At 63.4% G+C, this 19,967-nt stretch carries 21 protein-coding genes; 14 read left to right on the top strand and 7 right to left on the bottom strand.

Features of this window, described 5'->3' with window-relative positions; all coding sequences use genetic code 11:
• Nucleotide 1: 1 nt before the first annotated feature.
• The 12 genes from KOL99_RS04775 to KOL99_RS04720 all read left to right on the top strand — a co-directional run bounded on the left by KOL99_RS04775 (nucleotide 2) and on the right by KOL99_RS04720 (nucleotide 12,606).
• Complete coding sequence (locus KOL99_RS04775) at nucleotides 2-637, top strand: response regulator (RefSeq protein WP_216509322.1); 636 nt, start codon at nucleotides 2-4, stop codon at nucleotides 635-637.
• A gap of 269 nt (nucleotides 638-906) precedes the next feature.
• Nucleotides 907-2,046, top strand: a complete 1,140-nt coding sequence (locus KOL99_RS04770; RefSeq protein WP_216509321.1) for a hydrogenase small subunit — start codon at nucleotides 907-909, stop codon at nucleotides 2,044-2,046.
• A 1-nt stretch (nucleotide 2,047) separates the two neighbouring features.
• Nucleotides 2,048-3,745, top strand: a complete 1,698-nt coding sequence (locus KOL99_RS04765) for a nickel-dependent hydrogenase large subunit (protein WP_216509320.1) — start codon at nucleotides 2,048-2,050, stop codon at nucleotides 3,743-3,745.
• A gap of 12 nt (nucleotides 3,746-3,757) precedes the next feature.
• On the top strand, nucleotides 3,758-4,423 hold the full coding sequence (gene cybH, locus KOL99_RS04760) for a Ni/Fe-hydrogenase, b-type cytochrome subunit (protein ID WP_216509319.1): 666 nt from the start codon (nucleotides 3,758-3,760) through the stop codon (nucleotides 4,421-4,423).
• 4 nt (nucleotides 4,424-4,427) lie between these two features.
• Complete coding sequence (locus KOL99_RS04755; RefSeq protein WP_328759663.1) at nucleotides 4,428-4,958, top strand: HyaD/HybD family hydrogenase maturation endopeptidase; 531 nt, start codon at nucleotides 4,428-4,430, stop codon at nucleotides 4,956-4,958.
• Nucleotides 4,959-4,963: 5 nt separating this feature from the next.
• Nucleotides 4,964-5,383: a c-type cytochrome gene (locus tag KOL99_RS04750; RefSeq protein WP_216509318.1), complete on the top strand. Its 420-nt coding sequence runs from the start codon at nucleotides 4,964-4,966 to the stop codon at nucleotides 5,381-5,383.
• 515 nt (nucleotides 5,384-5,898) lie between these two features.
• Complete coding sequence (modA, locus tag KOL99_RS04745; RefSeq protein ID WP_216509317.1) at nucleotides 5,899-6,639, top strand: molybdate ABC transporter substrate-binding protein; 741 nt, start codon at nucleotides 5,899-5,901, stop codon at nucleotides 6,637-6,639.
• A 268-nt stretch (nucleotides 6,640-6,907) separates the two neighbouring features.
• Entirely contained in the window at nucleotides 6,908-8,743 is a 1,836-nt protein-coding gene (locus KOL99_RS04740) for a PAS domain-containing hybrid sensor histidine kinase/response regulator (RefSeq protein ID WP_328759662.1), read from the top strand.
• A gap of 29 nt (nucleotides 8,744-8,772) precedes the next feature.
• The gene (locus KOL99_RS04735; protein ID WP_216509315.1) at nucleotides 8,773-9,372 is read left to right on the top strand and encodes a response regulator; all 600 of its coding nucleotides are present in this window, start codon (nucleotides 8,773-8,775) and stop codon (nucleotides 9,370-9,372) included.
• A 161-nt stretch (nucleotides 9,373-9,533) separates the two neighbouring features.
• On the top strand, nucleotides 9,534-11,591 hold the full coding sequence (locus KOL99_RS04730; RefSeq protein ID WP_216509314.1) for a PocR ligand-binding domain-containing protein: 2,058 nt from the start codon (nucleotides 9,534-9,536) through the stop codon (nucleotides 11,589-11,591).
• Between the two features lie 99 nt (nucleotides 11,592-11,690).
• A complete protein-coding gene (locus tag KOL99_RS04725; protein ID WP_216509313.1) occupies nucleotides 11,691-12,116 on the top strand; it encodes a MarR family winged helix-turn-helix transcriptional regulator in 426 nt (141 codons plus the stop codon).
• A gap of 85 nt (nucleotides 12,117-12,201) precedes the next feature.
• A complete protein-coding gene (locus KOL99_RS04720) occupies nucleotides 12,202-12,606 on the top strand; it encodes a pyridoxamine 5'-phosphate oxidase family protein (RefSeq protein WP_216509312.1) in 405 nt (134 codons plus the stop codon).
• Between the two features lie 139 nt (nucleotides 12,607-12,745).
• Here the strand turns inward: KOL99_RS04720 and KOL99_RS04715 are convergent, their stop codons facing one another.
• The 4 genes from KOL99_RS04715 to KOL99_RS04700 all read right to left on the bottom strand — a co-directional run bounded on the left by KOL99_RS04715 (nucleotide 12,746) and on the right by KOL99_RS04700 (nucleotide 15,679).
• Entirely contained in the window at nucleotides 12,746-13,456 is a 711-nt protein-coding gene (locus KOL99_RS04715; RefSeq protein ID WP_216509311.1) for a cytidylate kinase-like family protein, read from the bottom strand.
• A 27-nt stretch (nucleotides 13,457-13,483) separates the two neighbouring features.
• Nucleotides 13,484-14,203: a PilZ domain-containing protein gene (locus KOL99_RS04710; protein ID WP_216509310.1), complete on the bottom strand. Its 720-nt coding sequence runs from the start codon at nucleotides 14,201-14,203 to the stop codon at nucleotides 13,484-13,486.
• A 19-nt stretch (nucleotides 14,204-14,222) separates the two neighbouring features.
• Nucleotides 14,223-14,615: a response regulator gene (locus KOL99_RS04705; RefSeq protein WP_216509309.1), complete on the bottom strand. Its 393-nt coding sequence runs from the start codon at nucleotides 14,613-14,615 to the stop codon at nucleotides 14,223-14,225.
• 122 nt (nucleotides 14,616-14,737) lie between these two features.
• Nucleotides 14,738-15,679: an NAD(P)H-binding protein gene (locus KOL99_RS04700; protein WP_216509308.1), complete on the bottom strand. Its 942-nt coding sequence runs from the start codon at nucleotides 15,677-15,679 to the stop codon at nucleotides 14,738-14,740.
• 209 nt (nucleotides 15,680-15,888) lie between these two features.
• On the opposite strand from KOL99_RS04700, the gene KOL99_RS04695 reads away from it, so the two are divergent.
• A complete protein-coding gene (locus KOL99_RS04695) occupies nucleotides 15,889-16,185 on the top strand; it encodes an MTH1187 family thiamine-binding protein (RefSeq protein WP_216509307.1) in 297 nt (98 codons plus the stop codon).
• Between the two features lie 40 nt (nucleotides 16,186-16,225).
• Nucleotides 16,226-17,383 (top strand): DUF2235 domain-containing protein, encoded by a 1,158-nt coding sequence (locus tag KOL99_RS04690; protein WP_216509306.1) that lies wholly within the window; start codon nucleotides 16,226-16,228, stop codon nucleotides 17,381-17,383.
• A 130-nt stretch (nucleotides 17,384-17,513) separates the two neighbouring features.
• On the opposite strand, the gene KOL99_RS04685 is transcribed toward KOL99_RS04690, so the two are convergent.
• The 3 genes from KOL99_RS04685 to KOL99_RS04675 all read right to left on the bottom strand — a co-directional run bounded on the left by KOL99_RS04685 (nucleotide 17,514) and on the right by KOL99_RS04675 (nucleotide 19,829).
• Entirely contained in the window at nucleotides 17,514-17,912 is a 399-nt protein-coding gene (locus KOL99_RS04685) for an FKBP-type peptidyl-prolyl cis-trans isomerase (protein WP_216509305.1), read from the bottom strand.
• Nucleotides 17,913-18,002: 90 nt separating this feature from the next.
• Nucleotides 18,003-18,905, bottom strand: coding sequence for an ROK family protein (locus KOL99_RS04680; protein WP_216509304.1), 903 nt, complete (start codon nucleotides 18,903-18,905; stop codon nucleotides 18,003-18,005).
• Between the two features lie 201 nt (nucleotides 18,906-19,106).
• Entirely contained in the window at nucleotides 19,107-19,829 is a 723-nt protein-coding gene (locus KOL99_RS04675) for a Smr/MutS family protein (RefSeq protein ID WP_216509303.1), read from the bottom strand.
• Nucleotides 19,830-19,967 lie beyond the last annotated feature (138 nt).

Genomic DNA, 19,967 nt, shown 5'->3' with positions numbered 1-19,967 from the left:
CATGATACGACTGGTCATCGCCGACGACCACCCCCTCATCCTCAACGGGCTGACCGGCCTCTTCAGCTTCGAGGAGGACTTCGAGGTACTGGCCAGTTGCAGCAACGGCCCCGACGCGCTCGAGGAGATCCGCCGGCACCGCCCCGATGTCGCGGTGCTCGACATCCGCATGCCCGGGCTGACCGGCATCGAGGTGGCCCGCAGGGTGAACGAGGAAAAGCTCGGCGCGCGGCTGATCCTGCTCACCGCGGCCCTCGAGGACGAGGTCATGGTCGACGCGGTCATGCTCGGCATCCAGGGGGTGGTCCTGAAGGAGATGGCGCCGCAGTTCCTGGTGCAGTGCATCCGCAAGGTCCACGCCGGCGAGCAGTGGCTGGAGCGCCGTTCCGCCAAGCAGGCCCTGGAGAAGCTCCTGAAGCGCGAGGCAGGGGGGCGCGAGGTAGCCGGCCTGCTCACCCAGCGCGAGATCGAACTGGTGCGCATGGCGGCCGGCGGGCTGCGCAACAAGGAGATCGCCGACAAGCTCTGCATCAGCGAGGGTACCGTCAAGGTCCACCTGCACAACATCTACCAGAAGATCAACGTCGACGGCAGAGTGGCGCTGCTGCGCTATGCCCAGGAAAAGGGATTGGCCTAGCCTTCAGAGCCTGCCCCATGCATCCACATCCCCTCTCCCCCCGGGAGAGGGGACCAGCGTAACATCCACGAGCTGACAACTATCGACCGCCACATCCGCACAATTCTCGTTTTACTGTCAAAACCCTAAATTTTTGTGAATTTTTTTCTCACCTGGTTCACTTTCCCCTCTTGCAATAAAACATCTTTCTACTAAAATAACATATACTGTCAGTTCTGGTTCACGCGCCAAAGAGTCCACCGTTTCGCTGTCAGCAAAGGGAGGCCGGGATGAGCACGACGAGAACAGAGCCGTGTAACGACACACGGGGAGATGCCCTGCGCAATGAGGATCTTTCCATCAGCCAGATACTGAAGGAGCGCGGCGTCTCCCGACGCGACTTCCTCAAGTTCTGCTCAACCGTCACGGCGGCCCTGGCGCTGCCACCCTCCTTCGCCCCGTCCGTGGCCCAGGCGCTGGACGAGGTGAAACGGCCGCCCTTAGTCTGGCTGGAATTCCAGGGCTGTACCGGCGACAGCGAGGCGCTGCTGCGCTCGGCCAACCCCACCGTCGGGGAGATCGTCCTCGACATCCTCTCGGTCGACTACCACGAGACCATCATGGCCGCCGCCGGGCACCAGGCCGAGGCGGCGCTCGACAAGACCATCACCGACTACAAGGGGAAGTACTTCGCGGTCATCGAGGGGTCCATCCCGATGAAAGACGGCGGGGTCTACGGCTGCGTCGGGGGCAAGTCGAACCTGGAGCGCGCCCGCCAGGTCTGCGGCGGCGCCGCGGCCACCATCGCCATCGGCAACTGCGCCTCGTACGGCGGCATCCCCGCCGCCGCCCCCAACCCGACCGGCGCGGTGGGGGTCAAGGAGGCGGTCCCGGGCGCCACGGTGATCAACCTCCCCGGCTGCCCCTGCAACGCCGACAACCTGACCGCCACCATCGTGCACTACTTGGTCTTTAACAAGATCCCCGCCCTCGACGGCCACGGCCGGCCGCTCTTCGCCTACGGCAAGCGCATCCACGACAACTGCGAGCGGCGCCCGCACTTCGACGCCGGACAGTACGTGGAGAAGTGGGGGGACGAGGGGCACCGCAAGGGGTACTGCCTCTACAAGATGGGGTGCAAGGGGCCCGCCACCTTCCACAACTGCCCCACCCAGCGTTACAACGAGAAGACCGCCTGGCCCATCGGCTCGGGTCATCCCTGCGTCGGCTGCGCCGAACCTCAGTTCTGGGACGTCATGTCCCCCATGTACCGGAGGCTCCCCAACGTGCCGGGCTTCGGCATCGAGCACACCGCCGACGCCATCGGCCTCGGCCTCGCGGCCGGTGCGGCGGGCGCCTTCGTCGTGCACGGAGCGCTTTCCGCCATGAGAAAGGACAAGGAACCTGGCGAGGACACCAAGGAGGACTAAGATGACCAAGATCGTTGTCGACCCGATCACCAGGATCGAAGGGCACCTGCGCGTCGAGGCGGAAGTCTCCGGCGGCAAGATCAGCAACGCCTGGGTTTCCGGCACCATGTTCCGCGGCATAGAGACGATCCTCAAGGGGCGCGACCCGCGCGACGCCTGGTACTGGACCCAGCGCTTCTGCGGCGTCTGCACCACGGTGCACTCGATCGCCTCCATCCGCGCCGTCGAGGACGCGCTCAAGATCCCGGTCCCCCCCAACGCGCAGCTGATCCGCAACATCATCATCGCCATCCAGAACACCCAGGACCACGTGATCCACTTCTACCACCTGCACGCCCTGGACTGGGTGGACATCACCTCCGGGCTGAAGGCCGACCCGGTCAAGACCGCGCAGCTCGCCGCCTCCATCTCGGAATGGCCCAACAACTCCCCCACCTACTTCAAGGCGGTGCAGGACAAGGTGAAGGCCTTCGTCGCCTCCGGACGCCTCGGCCCCTTCGCCAACGCCTACTGGGGGCACCCGGCCTACAAGCTGCCGCCGGAGGCGAACCTGATGGCGACGGCCCACTACCTGGAGGCCCTGGAGTGGCAAAAGGACATTATCAAGATCCACGCGATCCTCGGGAGCAAGAACCCGCACCCGCAGACCTTCCTGGTGGGGGGGATGTCGATCCCCATCGACCCGGACTCGCAGAACGCCCTGAACGCCGACAAGCTGATCGAGATTAAGCGCCTTTTGCACAAGGCCCAGGAATTCGTGGAGAAGGTCTACATCCCGGACCTCCTCGCCGTCGCCTCCTTCTACAAGGAGTGGGCCGGGATCGGCGCCGGGGTCGGCAACTACATGTGCTACCCCGAGTTCCCCGACGCCTCGGGCAACCCGTGGCTCCCCGGCGGCGCCATACTGAACCGGGACATCTCCAAGGTGGTGCCGCTGGACCAGAAAAAGATCACCGAGCACGTGGAGCATTCCTGGTACCAGGATGCCGGCGGCGACGGGAAGGGGCTGCACCCGTGGGAAGGGGCGAGCGAGCCGAACTACACCGGCCCGAAGCCCCCCTACCAGTACCTCGACACGGACAAGAAGTACTCCTGGGTCAAGGCGCCGCGCTACGAGGAGAAAGCGATGGAGGTGGGGCCGCTCTCCCGCGTCCTGGTCGCCTACGTCTCCGGCCACAAGGAAACCAAGGCGGCGGTGGACCTGGTGCTGAAGAAACTGGGCGTCGGCCCGGAGGCGCTCTTTTCCACCCTGGGCAGGACCGGCGCCCGCGGCATCGACTGCCTGGTGATCGCGCAGCAGGCCCCGAAGTGGCTGGACGAGCTGATCGGCAACATCGCCAAGGGTGACCTGAGGATCCACTCCAACGAGATGTGGGACCCCGCGACCTGGCCCGCCGAGGCGCACGGCTACGGCTGGCACGAGGCGCCGCGCGGGGGGCTGGGGCACTGGATCAAGATCAAGGACCAGAAGATATTGAACTACCAGGCGGTGGTCCCCTCGACCTGGAACGCCTCGCCGCGCGACGGCAAGGGGCAGCCCGGCCCCTACGAGGCGGCCCTCTTGGGGACGCCGGTCGCGGACCCGGAAAAGCCGCTGGAGATCCTGCGCACCATCCACTCCTTCGACCCCTGCCTGGCCTGCGCCGTGCACGTCCTCGACGCCACCGGCAGGGAGATGGTCAGGGTGAAGGCATCCTAGAGGAGGTGGGCCATGTCGGATCGTTGCAAGTTCAAGCAGTACGTCTGGGAACTGCCGCTGCGCTGGTTCCACTGGATCAACGTGCTCGCCATCGTGGTCCTGTCCGGTACCGGTTTCCTGATCGGGCACCCGGTGACACTCGGGGCCAGCGCCAGCGACTACGCCATGGGCTGGATCCGCCTGATCCATTTCGTGGCGGCCTACACCTTCACCGTGAGCGTCGCCTCGCGCGTGGTCTGGGCCTTCATCGGCAACGAGCACGCCAGCTGGCGCGCCTTCTTCCCCATGTTCAGCGCCAAGGGGAGGGAAAAGCTGCGGCACATGGTACGCTACTACACGCTGCAGACGCACCAGGTGCCCGAGACGGTGGGGCACAACCCGCTGGCGACCACGGCCTATTTCTTTCTGTTCCTGGTCTACCTCGGCATGATCCTCACCGGCTTCGCCATGTACGCCACCCACGCGCCGGGCGGCATCATGTTCAAGTCGCTTGGTTTCATGTACTCTCACTTCACCCTGCAGGGGATGCGCCTTGCCCACCACCTGGGCATGTGGCTCATCTTCGGCTTCGTCATCAATCACATCTACAGCGCTTGGCTGATGGACATCAAGGAGCATGGCGGCGAAATCTCCAGCATGTTCAGCGGTTACAAGTTCACCGTAAAAAAAGGAGACTGAACACGTGGCCGCTAACTCGATAAAGAACGCACCGAAGGTGCTGGTGCTCGGCGTAGGAAACGTGGTCATGGGCGACGACGGCGTCGGCATCCGCGTGGTGCAGCAACTGCAGCGGGAGTACCGCTTCCCCAAGGATGTCGAGATCGTCGACGGCGGCACCCTGGGCCTCGACCTCCTCCCGGTGCTGGAGGGGAGGAGCCACCTGATCATGGTGGACGCCGTGGAAACGGGGAAGGAGCCGGGGACCTGCGTGCGGCTTGCCGGCGAGGAGCTCCCCATCGCCCTCGAGACCAAGGTCTCCCCGCACCAGATGGGGCTCAAGGACCTCCTCTCGGTGGCCAGGCTCATGGGGCATGCCCCCGGCAAGATGGTGCTGATCGGCGTGCAGCCGGGGAGCATCGAGATGGGGACCGAGCTCACCCACGAGGTGTCGCTGCAGGTGGAGACCATGAAGGGGGCGGTGCTGAAGGAGCTTTCCGCCTTCGGCGTCCAGTGCCGCCCCGTCTCCCGCGCCGTCAACGTCTGCCGGGACTAGCGACGATGTTCTCTCGATCCACCGCTTCTCTCCCGGCTCCTTCCCCCGGTGGGGGGAGGCCGGGAGGGGGGCCGTTTCTCGGCCGCCGCGCCTTCGCGCCCCTTCGCCTAAGCTTCGTGCTCGCCGCGCTCCTTTGCGGCTGCTCCGACACCCCGCCTGCCGCCCCGCCCCCCGTGGCGACGCCGCGCGGCGCCCAGCTCTTCAAGGAGCGCTGCGCCCCCTGCCACCCCAACGGCGGCAACGTCATCAACCCGAAGAAGACCCTGCACGGCGGCGTGCTGGCCGACAACGGTGTCACCACGCCCGCCGGCATCGTCGCAAGGATGCGCAACCCCGGCCCGGGGATGACCCGCTTCGACGAGGGCACCATCCCCGACGCCGACGCCCGCCTCATCGCCGACTACATCCTCGCCACCTACCGCTGAGCCCCCGCCGGCGTACCCCACCGCCGCCCAAAGCGGAATGACCTGAAGGCAGAGGCTACCTCCACGTCCCTCTCCCAAAAGGCGATCGCCCCCATGTCCCCGACGGCCTCAGCCCCCTCCCCCCGGAGGGAAGAAATGGTGCCGCATCCCGTGGCAGTTGCCCCTTTTCCCGGCACTCCTCCCGCTTCATCCGCCTCATTCGCCTTATTCAGCCCTCTTCTCCATTGTCGATCGAAGATTGCGATGGCAGGGGTGCGCCGTTTGCTCCCCTCCCCTTGCGGGAGTGGCAAGGGGGTGGGTAAGATGCCATCATTCCCGCTGGTTGCCGCTTCACCCACCCCCCATCCCTCACCCGTCAAGGGAGGGGGTGACCCGGCTCCACGTTCTCCCCGGACTTCGTCGATGCACCGTGTTACCGAGACTCCACCGCTGCAGCCGGATCTGGCACGCGTCATGTAATCACGGCAACGACGGCGCACGTTTCCGCCGCCCATCTCATTCCGAAGGAGCCCGCCATGACCAAAACCGTTATCCGGGCAGCAGCGTCCCTCTTCGTTGTGCTGTTGCTCTCCGCACCGGCTCGCGCCGGCGAAATCACCATCTCGGCCGCCGTGAGCCTCAAGGAGGCCATCAATGAGCTCGCCGACAACTTCACCCGCAAGCACCCCGGCGCCAGGATCGTCAGGAACTACGGCGCCTCCGGCACCCTCGCCAAGCAGATAGAGAGCGGCGCACCGGCCGACCTCTTCATCTCCGCCAACGAGCAATGGATGGCGTACCTGCACCAGAGGAAGCTGGTGGCCTCGGTCGACACGCTGGCCTGCAACACCCTGGTCTTCGCCGGCAGCACCGACAAGAAGGTCACCGGCATGCACGACCTCACCGCCCTGGGCAGGATCGCCCTCGGGAGCCCCCAAAGCGTGCCTGCCGGCGAGTACGCGATGGAGGCCATCAGGAAAGCGGGCCTCGAGCAACAGCTGAACGGGAAACTCGTCTTCGCCAAGGACGTCAGGGAGAGCATGATGTACGCGGAGCGCGGCGAGGTGGAGGGAGCCTTCGTGTACCGCAGCGACGCGCTGCTGGGGAAACGGGCGCGCATCCTCTTCACCGTGCCGCGGCAGCTCCATCCGCGCATCGTCTATCCCATGGCGCTCACCTCGTCCGCCGCTGGCAAGGGTGAGGCCGCCGCTTTTTTCCACTATCTCAAACAGCCTGAAGCGGTGTCCGTGTTAAAGAAGTACGGATTCACCCTCTGAGGTAAATTTTTAATTGAACAAATAACATTTTTCTTCTTCGCACGTGCCCCCTTGGGGACTATAAACACCTTTTTTTGTGGAAGTATCTACGGGACAGCCCTCCCGCAAAAAATCATTTTGAGAGATCCAAATTATCTGATAATAATGTCAGCGACCGTTAATGACTCATCATGACCCGAGCCGCAATCAGGAGAGGGCCAGAATGCCAAGCAAGGACAGTAATCGCTCGAGCACCTCCCCGCTCTCAGCCACAGGCGCATCCGCTCCCGTGGAACAAAATGCCCCCAGGGAGCGGATGCTGGCGGACCATTACCTGACAATACTGGCCCAGGCACCGGTACTGATATGGCGCGCCAACACCAGTGCTGAGTGCGACTGGTTCAACGACACCTGGCTCTCCTTCACCGGACGCTCCATGGAACAGGAATACGGCAACGGCTGGGCCGAGGGGGTCCACCAGGAGGACCTGCAGCGCTGTGTCGACATCTGGCTTGGGGCCTTCGAAAAGCGGGAAAGCTTCGAGATGGAATACCGTCTGCGCCGTCACGACGGGGAGTTCCGCTGGATCCTGGACATCGGCCGCCCCATGCAGGCGGTGGACGGCGGCTTCGCCGGCTACATCGGCTACTGCTTCGACATCACCGACCGGAAAATGGCGGAGATGGAACTGGTGCTGGCCCGTGAGAGCGCCGAGGCCGCCAACCGCGCCAAGAGCGACTTCCTCGCCAACATGAGCCACGAGATCCGCACCCCCATGAACAGCATCATGGGGATGTCCCAGTTGCTCGCCTTCACCGACCTCACCCCGGAGCAGAAGGAATACGTGGACGGCATCCTGGGCTCCTCTGAGGGGCTCCTGGCCATCATCAACGACATCCTCGACCTGTCCAAGGTCGAGGCCGGCAAGATAGACCTGGAACAGCACAGCTTCAGCATCAGGCGCAGCATCAACGACGTCATCAAGGCGCAGATGACCGCGGTCCTGGGAAAGGGGCTCTTCCTGCATGCCGAAGTCGCCGACCAGGTCCCCGACACCTTGGTGGGGGACCAGTTGAGGCTGAAACAGGTCCTTTTCAACATCGTGGGCAACGCCATCAAGTTCACCAACGAGGGGGGTGTCACCGTCTCCGTCTCCGTGAAGAAGGACCTGGGAGATGTGGCCGAGCTCGAGATCTGCGTCAGCGACAGCGGCATCGGCATCACGGCCGACGCCATCGAGCACATCTTCTCCCCATTCGGACAGGAAGACAGTTCCACGACGCGCAAATACGGCGGCACCGGGCTCGGGCTTTCCATCAGCAGCAAGCTCGTCGACCTCATGGGGGGAAGGCTCTGGGCCGAAAGCCGCAAGAACGCCGGGAGCAGCTTCCACATGGTGATCCCGTTTCGGCGCTCCGACGAGCCGCCGGGGGCTCCCGCCAGAAGCGAGACCAGGCCCCGGTGGGAGGGGAAGAAGCTGCACATCCTGCTGGCCGACGACCAGGAGACCAACCGCAACATCATGTCCCGGCTCCTCGAGCGTTTCGGGCACAAGATGGAGACGGCCGCCGACGGCGAGGAGGTGCTGCGCAAATGGCGAGAGAGACGTTTCGACGTCATCCTCATGGACGTGGAGATGCCGACCATGGACGGCAACGAAGCGATGCGCCGCATCAGGGAGTCGGAGCACGGTTCCGGCAATCGGACCGCCGTCATCGCCCTCACCGCCCACGCCTTGAAGAACCAGCAGGAGACGTTTCTCAAACTGGGCTACGACGGCTACGTCCCCAAGCCGGTGGAGATCGCGACATTGCTTCAGGAGCTGAAGCGCTGCCTGCGGTTGCCCTCACCTCACGGGGAAGCCCCGTCCGGCACCCCGCCCCCGGCGGCACACTCTGTTGACATAGCCAAAGTTGCCGACATACTTAGCTCCGTGGTTCCCCTGTTACAGCAGAGGAACATGGGGGTGCTGGACAAGGTGAACGACCTCGCCCATGCGGTCCCCGAACTTCCCCTGATGTCTCTGCTGAACCACCAAATCAAACAGTTCGATTGCATCGGCGCATTGCAGACAGTGCGAAGGCTCTGCGAGGAGCTGAACATCCAGATTGACCAGAGTCTGTAAGCGGGCCTCTTGGTCACCTTGAGGGCCAGGTGGCAAAAAAAACCATCCTCATCGTAGACGACACGGTAGAGAATCTCATCATTCTTTACAAGGTTCTTCGCGCGGAGTACGAAGTCATCGGCGCCAACAGCGGCACAGAGGCGCTGCGACTGCTCGAATCCGCGAGCCCGGACCTGATCCTGCTCGACATCATGATGCCGGAAATGGACGGCTACGAACTGTGCCGCCTGCTGAAGCGGGACCCGCGCCTGTACGACATCCCGGTCATCTTCATCTCCGCGTTGAACGAGGAGGTCGACGAGACCCGGGGCTTCGAGATGGGCGCGGTGGACTTCATCACCAAGCCGGTGAAGCCGGCGGTCCTGTCCCGGCGCGTGGCGGTGCACCTGGAACTGCTGGCCCAGAAAGAGGCGCTGCGACGTCAGAACCAGGAACTGCAGGCCGCACTGTCGAGGGTGAAGGAGTTGTCGGGGCTGCTCCCGATCTGCATGACCTGCAAGAAGATCCGGGATGACCTGGGCTACTGGTACCAGCTGGAGTCCTATATCTCGGAGCACTCGGAGGCGGTGTTCAGCCACAGTTATTGCCCCGACTGCGCCGCGGTCGCCATGGAGGAGTTTCTCAAGTAGATGAAACTTCTCTTTGTCGCGGCATCCTTACGAAGTTTCCCCCTCGCGCCTTCCATTTCCCTCATTGACAGTTCCACGGAATACTCTATTAACATATCCTGATAAGCATTCAGCCAGGCTGGACGATCGACATCACTGACTTTGCCGGTACTCAAGACTGCATGAAATATTCAATCGCCCAACTTCTCGACATTCCGAAGCTGCAGGTGATCCTCGACAGCCTCTACGAGGTATCCGGGATCCCGTCGGCCATCATCGACCTGGAGGGGAAGATCCTGACCGGCTCGGGCTGGCAGGACATCTGTACCAGGTTCCACCGCGTCAATCCCACCACGGAAAAGTTCTGCATCGAAAGCGACCGGAAAATCACCAGCGGCCTGCAGGACCAGCAGCGCCACGTCCAGATCACCTGCCCCTTGGGGCTCACCGACACCGCCACCCCCCTGGTGATAGAGGGTGAGCACCTCGCCAACATCTTCACCGGGCAACTCTTCCTGCACCCTCCCGATCGTCACCGTTTCCGGCTCCAGGCTGCGAGGTACGGTTTCGGGGAGGCGTCCTACCTGCTGGCCATGGATCGCGTACCTGTCATCAGCCAGGAAAAGCTGGACCAGAACCTTTCTTTCATCGCCAACCTCACCGAGCTGCTGGCCATCCAGGGACTGACCCAGTTACGAAGCCTCGAGGTCCAGGAATGCCTGCGCGAGAGCGAGGAGCGCGTGCAGCAGATCATCGCCTCCGCCCAGGAAGGGATCATCGTCTACGACCGCGGGCTGCGCTTCCAGGTCTGGAACCGGTACATGGAGGAGATGTCGGGCTATAGCGCGGACCAGGTCATCGGCAAGCAGCCCCACGAGGTCTTTCCGATGCTCGCCCAGGCGGGGGTGGTGGAGCGGCTGCGGCGGGTTCTCGCCGGCAATGGCGCCGAATCCGGCGAGGTGGAGTTGCAGCTGCCGGATTCGGGGCGCTCCATCTGGCATTCCGACACCCTGGCGCCCCTGCAAAACGCCGGGGGGGAGATCGTCGGCGTCATCGCCACCGTGCGTGACATCACCGAGCGCAAGTACACCGAAGAGCAACTGCGCCAGGCCCTGAAAATGGAATCGGTGGGGAGGCTCGCGGGAGGGGTGGCGCATGACTTCAACAACATGCTCACCGTCATCATGGGGCAGGCGCAGCTCGCCCAGATGAAGATAGCCCCGGGACACCCGCTATGGCAGCCGCTCGAGCAGATCGCCACCGCTGCGCAACGCTCCAGCCAGATCACCCGCCAGTTACTCGCCTTCTCGCGCAAGGAGATCATCGACCCCAGGCCGGTGTACCTGAACCAGCTCATCGCCGAGGCGCAGAAAACGCTGTTGCGGCTGATCGAGGAGAGCGTCACCCTGGTCTGTCACCCCGGCCCCGACCTGTGGGCGGTCAAGATGGACCCGTCCCAGGTCGACCAGGTGCTGGTCAACCTCGCGGTCAACGCCCGCGACGCCATGCCCGATGGCGGTGTCCTCTCCATCCACACCGAAAACGTGCACCTGAGCCAGAAAAGCTGCCAGTACCTGCGCGACGCGGTCCCCGGCGACTACGTACAGTTGGTCGTGAGCGACACGGGGGTGGGGATGGGAGAGGAGGTGCTGGAGCACATCTTCGAGCCCTTCTACACCACCAAGGGACTGGGCAAGGGAACCGGGCTGGGGCTCGCCACCGTGTACGGCATCGTTCGGCAAAACGGCGGCTTCATCAACGTCTATTCCGAAATCGGACACGGCACCTCGTTCAAGATCTACCTTCCCCGCAGCAGCTCGGCCGCGGCGGCGGAAGCGCAGCGCAGATGCACCGATGTCCGGATCGGGACCGGGACGGTGCTCCTGGTCGAAGACAACGACATGGTGCGCATGGTGACCAGGTCATACCTGGAGGAGCTTGGGTACTGCGTCATAGTTGCCGACACTCCCCGGGACGGCATCAACATCTGCACCGACCGCGACAACAAGATCGACCTGGTGCTCACCGACGTCATCATGCCCGGCATGAGCGGCAACGAGATGGTGCGCGAGATCAAGTCCCTGTTCCCCGAAGTGAAGGTGCTGTTCATGTCCGGCTACACGGCCGACCTCGTGGCGAGAAGCGGCGTGGTCGAGGAGGGGATGCACTTCATCCAGAAACCGTTCGACATCAGCACCCTTTCCGTCAAGATCGAGGACACCTTCCTCTCCGACGACTGATCCCGTTCCCCCTGGAATTTCCCAGCCGGCGGGACGCTGTCTGAACCTGCCGGTTTTTTTTATTGACTTTAGTTGGCCATCAAACTAAATTCCCATCCCATGGATACTCGCAACATCGCCGCCATCATCAGCGACACCCGGGCAGGGATCAACCGCTACCTGCTCCAGGAGCTCAAGCGCCTGGGGATCGACGGGCTCGCCCCTTCGCACGGCGCCATCCTGTTCCACCTCTTCAACAACGAGCAGGTGAACATGAAGGACCTGGCCAAGGCGGTGCGCCGCGACAAGTCGACGGTGACCGCGTTGGTGGGGAAACTGGTCGCCAACGGCTACGTGGACAAGGTGAGCAGCACCCTCGACCAAAGGACGGTGTACGTCAAGCTCTCGCAGCGGGGACAGGCGCTGCAGCCGGTGTTCGAGGAGGTCTCGCGCAACCTGATCGACCGGATCTGGCGCGGCGTCGACGAGGCGGAACAAAGGGAACTGGTGCGCCTGCTGAAGAAGATCCGCGCCAACCTGCCGTGAGTTTTTTTACCGAAAAGGTTTGATATCCAACCTTTATCCACCGCTCGCGAGGGGTGCGAAATAACGAAGCGAAAAGGAGCAGCGCATGAGGAGAGTCGTTGAGTTTCTGAAACAGAGCCAGGTGCAATACCTGGCCACGGTGGGGGTGGACGGCAAGCCCAAGGTACGACCTTTCCAGTTCATGTTCGAGGAGGAGGGGAGGCTCTACTTCTGCACCGGCAATCAAAAGCCGGTGTTCCGGGAGCTGGAGCGGAGTCCCTTCGTGGAATTCTGCGCCAGCGGCCCGCAGTTTTCCTGGATGCGCCTGAGCGGCAAGGCCGTATTCGACGCCGACCTCGCCGTCAAGGCGAAGGTGCAGGAGGTGAGCCCGCTGGTACGGTCGATCTACCAGACGCCGGACAACCCGGCCTTCGAGGTCTTTCACCTGGAGCAGGCCGTCGCCACCATAGCCGACTTCAGCGGCAATCCCCCGGAGACGGTCGTCCTGTAGCCGCTTCCTCCCAAAGCGTCCCCTCTCCTCGCGAGGGGGGACGCCACCTCCTCCCTTCTCTAACTTTTTTTCGCAAGGGAAATTCTGCCGGTGACCCGGCCGGTTTGATGTGGCTCAGCGCGGCGACGCCGCTCCCCCTTCAGGCCGACTTCCCCAGCACGAAATCGGCGATGGCGTGGGCGATGCGATCGGAAGAGCAGCGGTCGTTGTTGAAGAGGATGTCGTAGAGGGCGGGATCGTGGCCGTTTTGGTTCAGGAAATCGCTGGTGAACCGGTCGCGCACCTTTTGCTGCCGGTGCATGAGCTTCTCGGCCTCCTCCTCTTCGATGTTGAGTCGGCGGGCGAGCGTGGTGATCTTGAACCGCTCCGAACCGAAGATGCGGAAATGGTAGGAATGCTCCAGGTGCCTCGCCACGATGGCGCCACCCAGGTCGAGGATCAGGACGTTCCCCTGCTCCGCGAGGGCGACCACGTGCTGCGACAGCGGCAGGAAGTAGTCGTAGTTGCTCTTCCAGCGGGACGAGAAGGTGGCCAGGATCTCGGAGAGGAGCCGATTGTTCTCGCCCAGCGTGCGCAGGATCTCCTGGGACAGGTTGTGGCGCTTGGCGACTTCCTCGATGATGGCGCGGTCGATCATGACCCACTCCTCGCCGGTTCTTTGCATCAGGATGTCGCGCAGCAGTTCCGCAGTCGGGTAGCCGGTGCAGCCGTACTCCCGCGATATGGTGATGCAGGGGCGAGCCTTGGGCTTGGCGTGCCGTGAGGCCGCCTTCTCCTTCTGCCTGCGGTTATATTCCTCCAGGCTCCCGATCCTCAGGTCCACCGACGGTATGAACAGGTTGTCGGGCATCTCTTTCTCCTCTTTACTTGCGTCCCTTTAGGTGCTCATCTCCTTCAGCTCCCGGATCAGGTCCACCTGGCGCTGGAAGATGAAGCGGGAAAGAATACCCTCGGCTTGCGCATCAGAGCTTATGGAAAAACGGCAGAGATCGCCGTCGTCGCGGCAGGCTACATCCACCACGGTCGCCGGCACCTCCAGCGGGGTCACCGTGTTGTGCAGCAGGTTGGGCATCATCACCCTGAGCAGCACCTCATCCCCCTGCACCAGTTGGCTCGGCTGCGAACTGAGCGCCGAGAATCCCCCGAGGGAGACATCCAGCGCCATGGCCGCCACCTTGCGCCCGGACGCGTTTATCTCGGCCTCGCAGGCCGGATCCAGTTCGAGCCGCAGCGAGGCGCGCTGTTCCGCCATCAGGTCCACGTAGCTGAAGTTTTGCAGCGAGGCCATCATGCGGCGCACGTCCGCGTCCTTGACGTCGGCCAGCAGGGTGTGGCTGAAGGTGCCGCACTTGATGCAGGTCCGCCCGGACAGTTCCAGGGCGACCGCCTGCTGCGGATGCACATCCAGCTCCAGGACCTGGCCGCTGACCTCCACGAGGGTGGCCGGATAGCTGATCGGCAGCCCCTTGTAGTAGTTCAGCAGCTTCACCCTGGTCCCCGAGCCGCTTTTGATGATCTCCCTGAAGCCCGAGAGGATCTCCGCGGAGTCCTGCTCGAGGGAGTTTTGCACCGTGGCCCGGTAGAAATTTGGTTCCATGGTCGGTCCCTTCCCCGCTTCAGAGCAGGCCGTGACGGTGCAACATGGCCATCAGGTCGGCACGGGCCACCGGCTTCACCAGGTAATCGGTACAATCACCGTCCCACATCGCCTCTTCCATGTTGGCGGGGGAATTCAGGGAGGTGGTCATGATGATCACGCTCTTGCGTCCCGGACTCCCCTCTTCCTTTTCCGCCTGCCGCATCAACCTCAAGGCCTGCATCCCGTCCATCTCGGGCATGACGATGTCCAGCAGCACCAGGTCGAAGGGATGCCCCTGCCGCAGCGCGGCGGTGAAACGGTCCACCCCTTCCCGGCCGTCGCCCGCCGTCTCGCTCTCCGCCACACCCCGCAGAAACATCATGAGAGCTTCGCGCAAAAATTCGTTATCTTCAATGATCAGGCACTTCATATCGCTCCCCTGGCGGCCTCACCCGGTGGTGCGGCAGCTGATATCCCGACCGGTCCGTCGCCGGTTACCCGTTCTGCCACCCTTATCGGCGATATTTAATTAGTCTTGAACGCAACCTCAAATCATTCCTTTACAGGAGCGCTTTGGCTGTTGCGCGCCTCCTCCTCGAGCGCCATGCGCACCGCCTCCTCGAAACCGGTCAGGGGAATGGGGAGAATGTTCCGGATCTCCTGGTCGTGGCAGATGACCTCGTTACCCAGCCCCTCGATGAGCGGCATGGAGATGGAGGGCTTCACCGGCGTGATGAGCCAGACCCAGTAGGAGGAGAGCTTCGGGGTGAGGAAGGGGACGGGGATGATCTTGATGTACTTCTGTTCCACCTCAGCGAAGCGCTCCATCATCTCGCGGTAGGAGAGGAGTTCCGGCCCGCCGATGTCGTAGGTCCGCCCCGCGGTGCGCTCGTCCTTCAGGCAGCCGACCAGGTAGGCGATGACGTCCTGGACCGCGATGAACTGGCAGCGGGTGGAGACCCAGCGCGGCGTGATCATGACCGGAAGCCGCTCCACGAGGTAACGGATCATCTCGAAGGAGGCGCCCCCGGCGCCGATGATGACGGCAGCCCGGAGGTACGTGGTCTGAAAGGCCCCGCTTTGCAGGATCCGGGCGACCTCGAGGCGACTCGCCAGGTGCTCGGAGAGTTGATCCCCCTCCTGTCCCAGCCCCCCCAGGTAGATGACCCGCTTCACCCCCTGCATCTCCGCCGCCGCCACGAAGTTCTCCGCCGCCTGCCGATCGCGCCGCTCGAAGCCGGCGCGCTCCCCGGCCATGGCGTGCACGAGGTAGTAGGCGGTCTCGATGCCGCGCAGCGGGGCGATCAGCGAGTTGCGCTGCAAAAGGTCTCCTTGGGCGACCTCCACCTGCGGCGGGAAGGGGACTTCGGACTTGCGCACCAGGCAGCGCACCGGGATCCCTTCCGCCACCAGGGCATCGACGAGCCTCCTGCCGATGAAGCCGGTGGCTCCGGTGATCAGTACCTTCGCTTTTGCCTTCTCACTCTGATCCACGTTTTTCTCCGCTGTTACAGTTATGTGACCGTTGGGAATTGAATCAGTTTAGGGCCTGGACAGTCAAAGTCAACACCGTGTGAAACTGGGGTCAAGCCGGTGCTTCCAACGAGATTGCCGCTTTAAAACTTTCCCCCATCTATTATCATTGCTACTCGGACCCGTGCTCACCCGCGGGCCTCAACTACCCGCCTTGAAGGAGCATAGTCATGAAAGTCATGGTTGATCTGTGCATCGTCCCGCTCGGTGTCGGTGTCTCCCTCTCCAGCTACATCGCGGCGTGCGAGAAGGTGCTAAACGACGCCGGCCTGAAGATCGCGCTGCATTCCTACGGGACCAACATCGAAGGGGAATGGGACGACGTCTTCGCCGCCATCAAGCGCTGCCACGAGACCGTGCACGCCATGGGCGCCCCGCGCATCACCACCACCGTCAAGCTCGGCACCCGTACCGATCGCGAGCAGAGCATGGAGGACAAGATCAGGAGCGTGCAAGAGAAGATGTAAAGAGGGAGACACCAACGCCGTTCTTTCAGGAGGTTCGCCTATGTCGAAGAAACTCGTGGTGTGCTTTGATGGGACCTGGAACAAGCCGGACGAACGCAGCGACGGTAAGGACACCAACACCAACGTGGAGAGGCTCTTCGCCTCCATCGCCGGCGCCGACGCCCGGCACTACTCCGGTGGCGACCTCACGGCCGGCACCCTGAAATGGTACGACTCGGGGGTCGGCACCAAGTGGTACGAACACATCCGCGGCGGCGCCTTCGGCTACGGACTCTCGCTGAACATCCGGGAGGGGTACAAGTTCCTGATCGACAACTACGGCCCCGGCGACGAGATCTACGTCTACGGCTTCAGCCGCGGCGCCTACACGGCCAGGAGCACGGTGGGATTGATCAGGAACTCGGGCCTGTTGGACCGGAACCGGATTCTCGAGACGCCGGCCGGCGCCGAGGACAAGTACCCCTCCTGGCCCCGCCCGAGCGTCGCCGAGTTCAGTAGGATGCAACCCGACGACATCCCGCACATCATGGACGCCTACCAGCTTTACCGCAACCGCGACGGCAGCGCCGATACCGACTTCGCCGTCAAGTTCAGGGAGCAGTACGCGCACAAGGATGTGAAGATCAAGCTGCTCGGGGTCTGGGACACCGTCGGCGCCCTGGGTATCCCGTTCAAACTGTTCGACGCCTTCAACGCCGAACAGTACAAGTTTCACGACCAGGAGCTGAGCGCCATCGTCGAGAACGCCTTTCACGCCATCGCCATAGACGAGCACAGGGAGAATTACGATGTGACAATCTGGAATCCCAAGCAGAAGGTGAACCAGGTCATGGAGCAGGTATGGTTTGCGGGTGCGCACGCCGATGTCGGCGGGGGGTACGAGGTGCCGGAGCATCCCCTTGCCGATGCGGCGCTGTCATGGATGCAGAAGAAGAGCCTGCTGAACGGAAGCGGGCTGACCCTCACGACGATGCAGCAGGTGGATGAAGAAAAGATCCAACAGGCGCGCCCGACAGACTCCTTTAACCAGTTCCTTGGCGGCGTGTACCGGATGTTGAAAGACCGGCATTACCGGATGATGGGGGCGACGGAGTTCGGCAACGAATATTGCCACGAGATCTGCCGCCAGATGAAGGGATACGCCCCCAGGAACAAGGGGTATGTCACGATAAAGTTCGAACTGCCGGCGTCACCCTGATGAACGGCGTGCCGCCGCAGGGCCGGTCTGAACAGAACGCCCGCCCCCTTGAGGGGCGGGCGTTCTGTTTGCTTTGCCGGTTGCGGCAGAAAATCGGTGATGGTGGAACGCACGCAGAAGGGCGCCGCGTTTACCGCTCCTCGACGGCGAGCATCTCTACCTCGAAGAAGACGTCCTGCCCGGCGGGAAGGGGCTCCCGGTAATCACGGGTCCTGCCGGGGAGGGAAAGGGAGACGTCCCCTCCCGCACCGGGGCCGAAATCGTAGGCGACGCCCGGGGCCCGGCCGGTCGAGAAGGCAAAGTGGGAGCCCAGGGGAAAGGGGAAGAGGTTCGCCTCTGCGCCCGGCACGCGTATCACCCGATGATCCCCCTGGGCCATCCCCATGAGCCCCTGCTCGAGGGTTGGAGGAACGCGCCCCGTTCCCACCACGAACTCGAAGGTGTTGTGCTCGCCGACCAGGTAGACCCTGCCGTCATCGAGCCTGCACTTGTACCTGATGTTGATCCTTTTGCCGGGTTCGGTTTCCATGGGGCACCGCCTTTGTTTGGGGGTTGGGCCAGAAACCAGACTATAGTAGCAAAGACATTAATTATTTCAAATTAACCACAACGGGGAAGTCTACATCCCGATCCAGGCCGCCCCGAAGACGCCGGCGGAATCGCCCAGCTCGTTCTTGAGGATCGGCGTGCGCAGATCGTTGTGGAAGGCGTAGTGCCGCACCCGCTCGACGCCGGCGTGGTACAGCTCCTCGATGTTGGAAAGACCTCCCCCCAAAACCACCGCATCGGGATCGAGCACCGAGATGAGCCCCCCCAGGCTGCGGCCGAAATTGTCGAGGAAGGTGTCGAACGCGAGCAGGGCGCGCGCCTCGCCGCGCCGGGCCGCGACCACTATCTCCTCCATGGTGAGGCTCACGCCGTTACGCGCCAGGAAAGCGGCCTCGACGCCCGACCCGCTGATCTTGGTCTCGATGCAGCCGCGGTTGCCGCAGTAGCAGGGCGCCCCGGCGGGGTCGATGGAGACATGCCCCCACTCGCCGCTGATGCGGTGCGGCCCCTCGCGCACGACGCCGTCTATGCAGATACCGCCGCCGCACCCGGTTCCCATGATCACCCCGAACACCACCTGCCGCCCGACGCCCGCCCCCTTGCGGCACTCGGCCAGGGTGAAGCAGTCCGCGTCGTTGCGCACCCCGACCCTTCTCCCCAGGAGCCGCTCCAGGTCGATCTGGAAGGGACGGCCGATCAGGCAGACCGAGTTGGCGTTACGCACCAGCCCGGTGACGGCATCCACCGAGCCCGGAATGCCCACGCCGACGCTGTAGCTCGCCTCTGCCGGGACCCGCGCCGCCAGGTCACGCACCAGTTGCGCCACCGACTCCAGGATGGCCTGGTACCCCTCGGCCAGCGGCGTTGCACGCCGCTCCCGCATCAGGACCAGGTCGGTCGGATCGAGGAGCACCCCCTCCGTCTTGGTGCCGCCGAGATCGATGCCGATTCGAAAAATGCCCGCTGTCGTCATGCGCCGCTCCTGAAACGGACAAGCCCCCGCGTGCGGGGGCCGTCAATTCATCATCCAGGTGATTCACCCTCGCTCGGGGAATCCCCTCACCCTGACCCTCTTCCAGAGGGAGAGGGGATTGGGCGTCTCTGGCGGAAGCCGATACCAGCCTCCAGCCTCAGCCTCAGCCTCAGCCTCAGCCTCAGCCTCAGCCCCTAGCCCCTAGCCCCTAGTCCCTTCCTCTACCGCATCCGCCTCCGCCTTTTTCTCCTTGAAGAAGACGACGAAAGCGCCGCTGCCGCCCATGTCGCTGGGAGCCTGCACGAACTCGGCGATCATCCCCTTGCCGTGCTCCCTGAGCCAGTTGGCCACGGCGATCTTGAGCACCGGTTCGCCGGGGGAGTTGTTCCCCTTGCCGGTGATGATCAGCACCCCCTTCTGACCGCGGTTGTAGGCGCCTCTCACGAAACGCTCCAGGTTTTCCAGCGCCTCGTCGCGGGTCAGCCCGTGCAGGTCGAGCTGCAAGTCGATCCTGATGCCGCCGCGGCGCACCTGGCGCAGCCGGTTCACCGCCGCCGGGCGCGGAGCGTCCTCCTCGTCCTGGACCTGGTCGGAAAAACGGACGTCCAGCCGCAGGGCATCGAGCGCCCTCAGGAAAACCTCCTGGTCCTCCTCGTCGCGCCGGGCCTTCGCCGTCTGCTGAGCCTTCACCTGCGCCGGCGGGGTGGTCCCGGAGATCCGTTTGACCCCGGCCACCGCCTCGAAGAACAACATCTCGTCGGAAAGCTCCGGTACGGTCTTGCCCGGCGTCTCTTCCTTCTTCTTCGCGGGGGGTGATACCGGTGCGCCTTGCAGTTCGAGGGGGGCGCCTTTGAGCGCCTTGAATGGGGAAGCGCTGAACTCTTTCTGCTTGGGCTGCTGTTTCTCTTTGTCCTTCTTTTTCATGGGGCGGGCCCTTTCCTTTGCTTCTGCTCTGCCTGCGGCCCGTTCCTGCGGAGTGACAGATGCTCGCTAGCACAAGCTGCTGTTTTTGCGGATATTGAGTGGGAATCAGTCTCTTTTCGAGAGAGGAGATAAATTAGC

Source organism: Geomonas azotofigens, from assembly GCF_018919395.1.
Classification (GTDB): Bacteria; Desulfobacterota; Desulfuromonadia; order Geobacterales; family Geobacteraceae; genus Geomonas; species Geomonas azotofigens.
This window is presented reverse-complemented; position numbering and strand designations above follow the sequence as displayed.

Excerpts from the sequence above, each read along its gene's own strand:
- KOL99_RS04695 (WP_216509307.1), top strand. The coding sequence starts at position 15,889 with ATGAAAGTCATGGTTGATCTGTGCATCGTCCCGCTCGGTGTCGGTGTC.
- KOL99_RS04765 (WP_216509320.1), top strand. The coding sequence starts at position 2,048 with ATGACCAAGATCGTTGTCGACCCGATCACCAGGATCGAAGGGCACCTG.
- KOL99_RS04690 (WP_216509306.1), top strand. The coding sequence starts at position 16,226 with ATGTCGAAGAAACTCGTGGTGTGCTTTGATGGGACCTGGAACAAGCCG.
- KOL99_RS04730 (WP_216509314.1), top strand. The coding sequence starts at position 9,534 with ATGAAATATTCAATCGCCCAACTTCTCGACATTCCGAAGCTGCAGGTG.
- KOL99_RS04680 (WP_216509304.1), bottom strand. The coding sequence starts at position 18,905 with ATGACGACAGCGGGCATTTTTCGAATCGGCATCGATCTCGGCGGCACC.
- cybH (WP_216509319.1), top strand. The coding sequence starts at position 3,758 with ATGTCGGATCGTTGCAAGTTCAAGCAGTACGTCTGGGAACTGCCGCTG.
- modA (WP_216509317.1), top strand. The coding sequence starts at position 5,899 with ATGACCAAAACCGTTATCCGGGCAGCAGCGTCCCTCTTCGTTGTGCTG.
- KOL99_RS04750 (WP_216509318.1), top strand. The coding sequence starts at position 4,964 with ATGTTCTCTCGATCCACCGCTTCTCTCCCGGCTCCTTCCCCCGGTGGG.
- KOL99_RS04715 (WP_216509311.1), bottom strand. The coding sequence starts at position 13,456 with ATGCCCGACAACCTGTTCATACCGTCGGTGGACCTGAGGATCGGGAGC.
- KOL99_RS04705 (WP_216509309.1), bottom strand. The coding sequence starts at position 14,615 with ATGAAGTGCCTGATCATTGAAGATAACGAATTTTTGCGCGAAGCTCTC.
- KOL99_RS04770 (WP_216509321.1), top strand. The coding sequence starts at position 907 with ATGAGCACGACGAGAACAGAGCCGTGTAACGACACACGGGGAGATGCC.
- KOL99_RS04775 (WP_216509322.1), top strand. The coding sequence starts at position 2 with ATGATACGACTGGTCATCGCCGACGACCACCCCCTCATCCTCAACGGG.
- KOL99_RS04720 (WP_216509312.1), top strand. The coding sequence starts at position 12,202 with ATGAGGAGAGTCGTTGAGTTTCTGAAACAGAGCCAGGTGCAATACCTG.
- KOL99_RS04710 (WP_216509310.1), bottom strand. The coding sequence starts at position 14,203 with ATGGAACCAAATTTCTACCGGGCCACGGTGCAAAACTCCCTCGAGCAG.
- KOL99_RS04685 (WP_216509305.1), bottom strand. The coding sequence starts at position 17,912 with ATGGAAACCGAACCCGGCAAAAGGATCAACATCAGGTACAAGTGCAGG.
- KOL99_RS04725 (WP_216509313.1), top strand. The coding sequence starts at position 11,691 with ATGGATACTCGCAACATCGCCGCCATCATCAGCGACACCCGGGCAGGG.
- KOL99_RS04675 (WP_216509303.1), bottom strand. The coding sequence starts at position 19,829 with ATGAAAAAGAAGGACAAAGAGAAACAGCAGCCCAAGCAGAAAGAGTTC.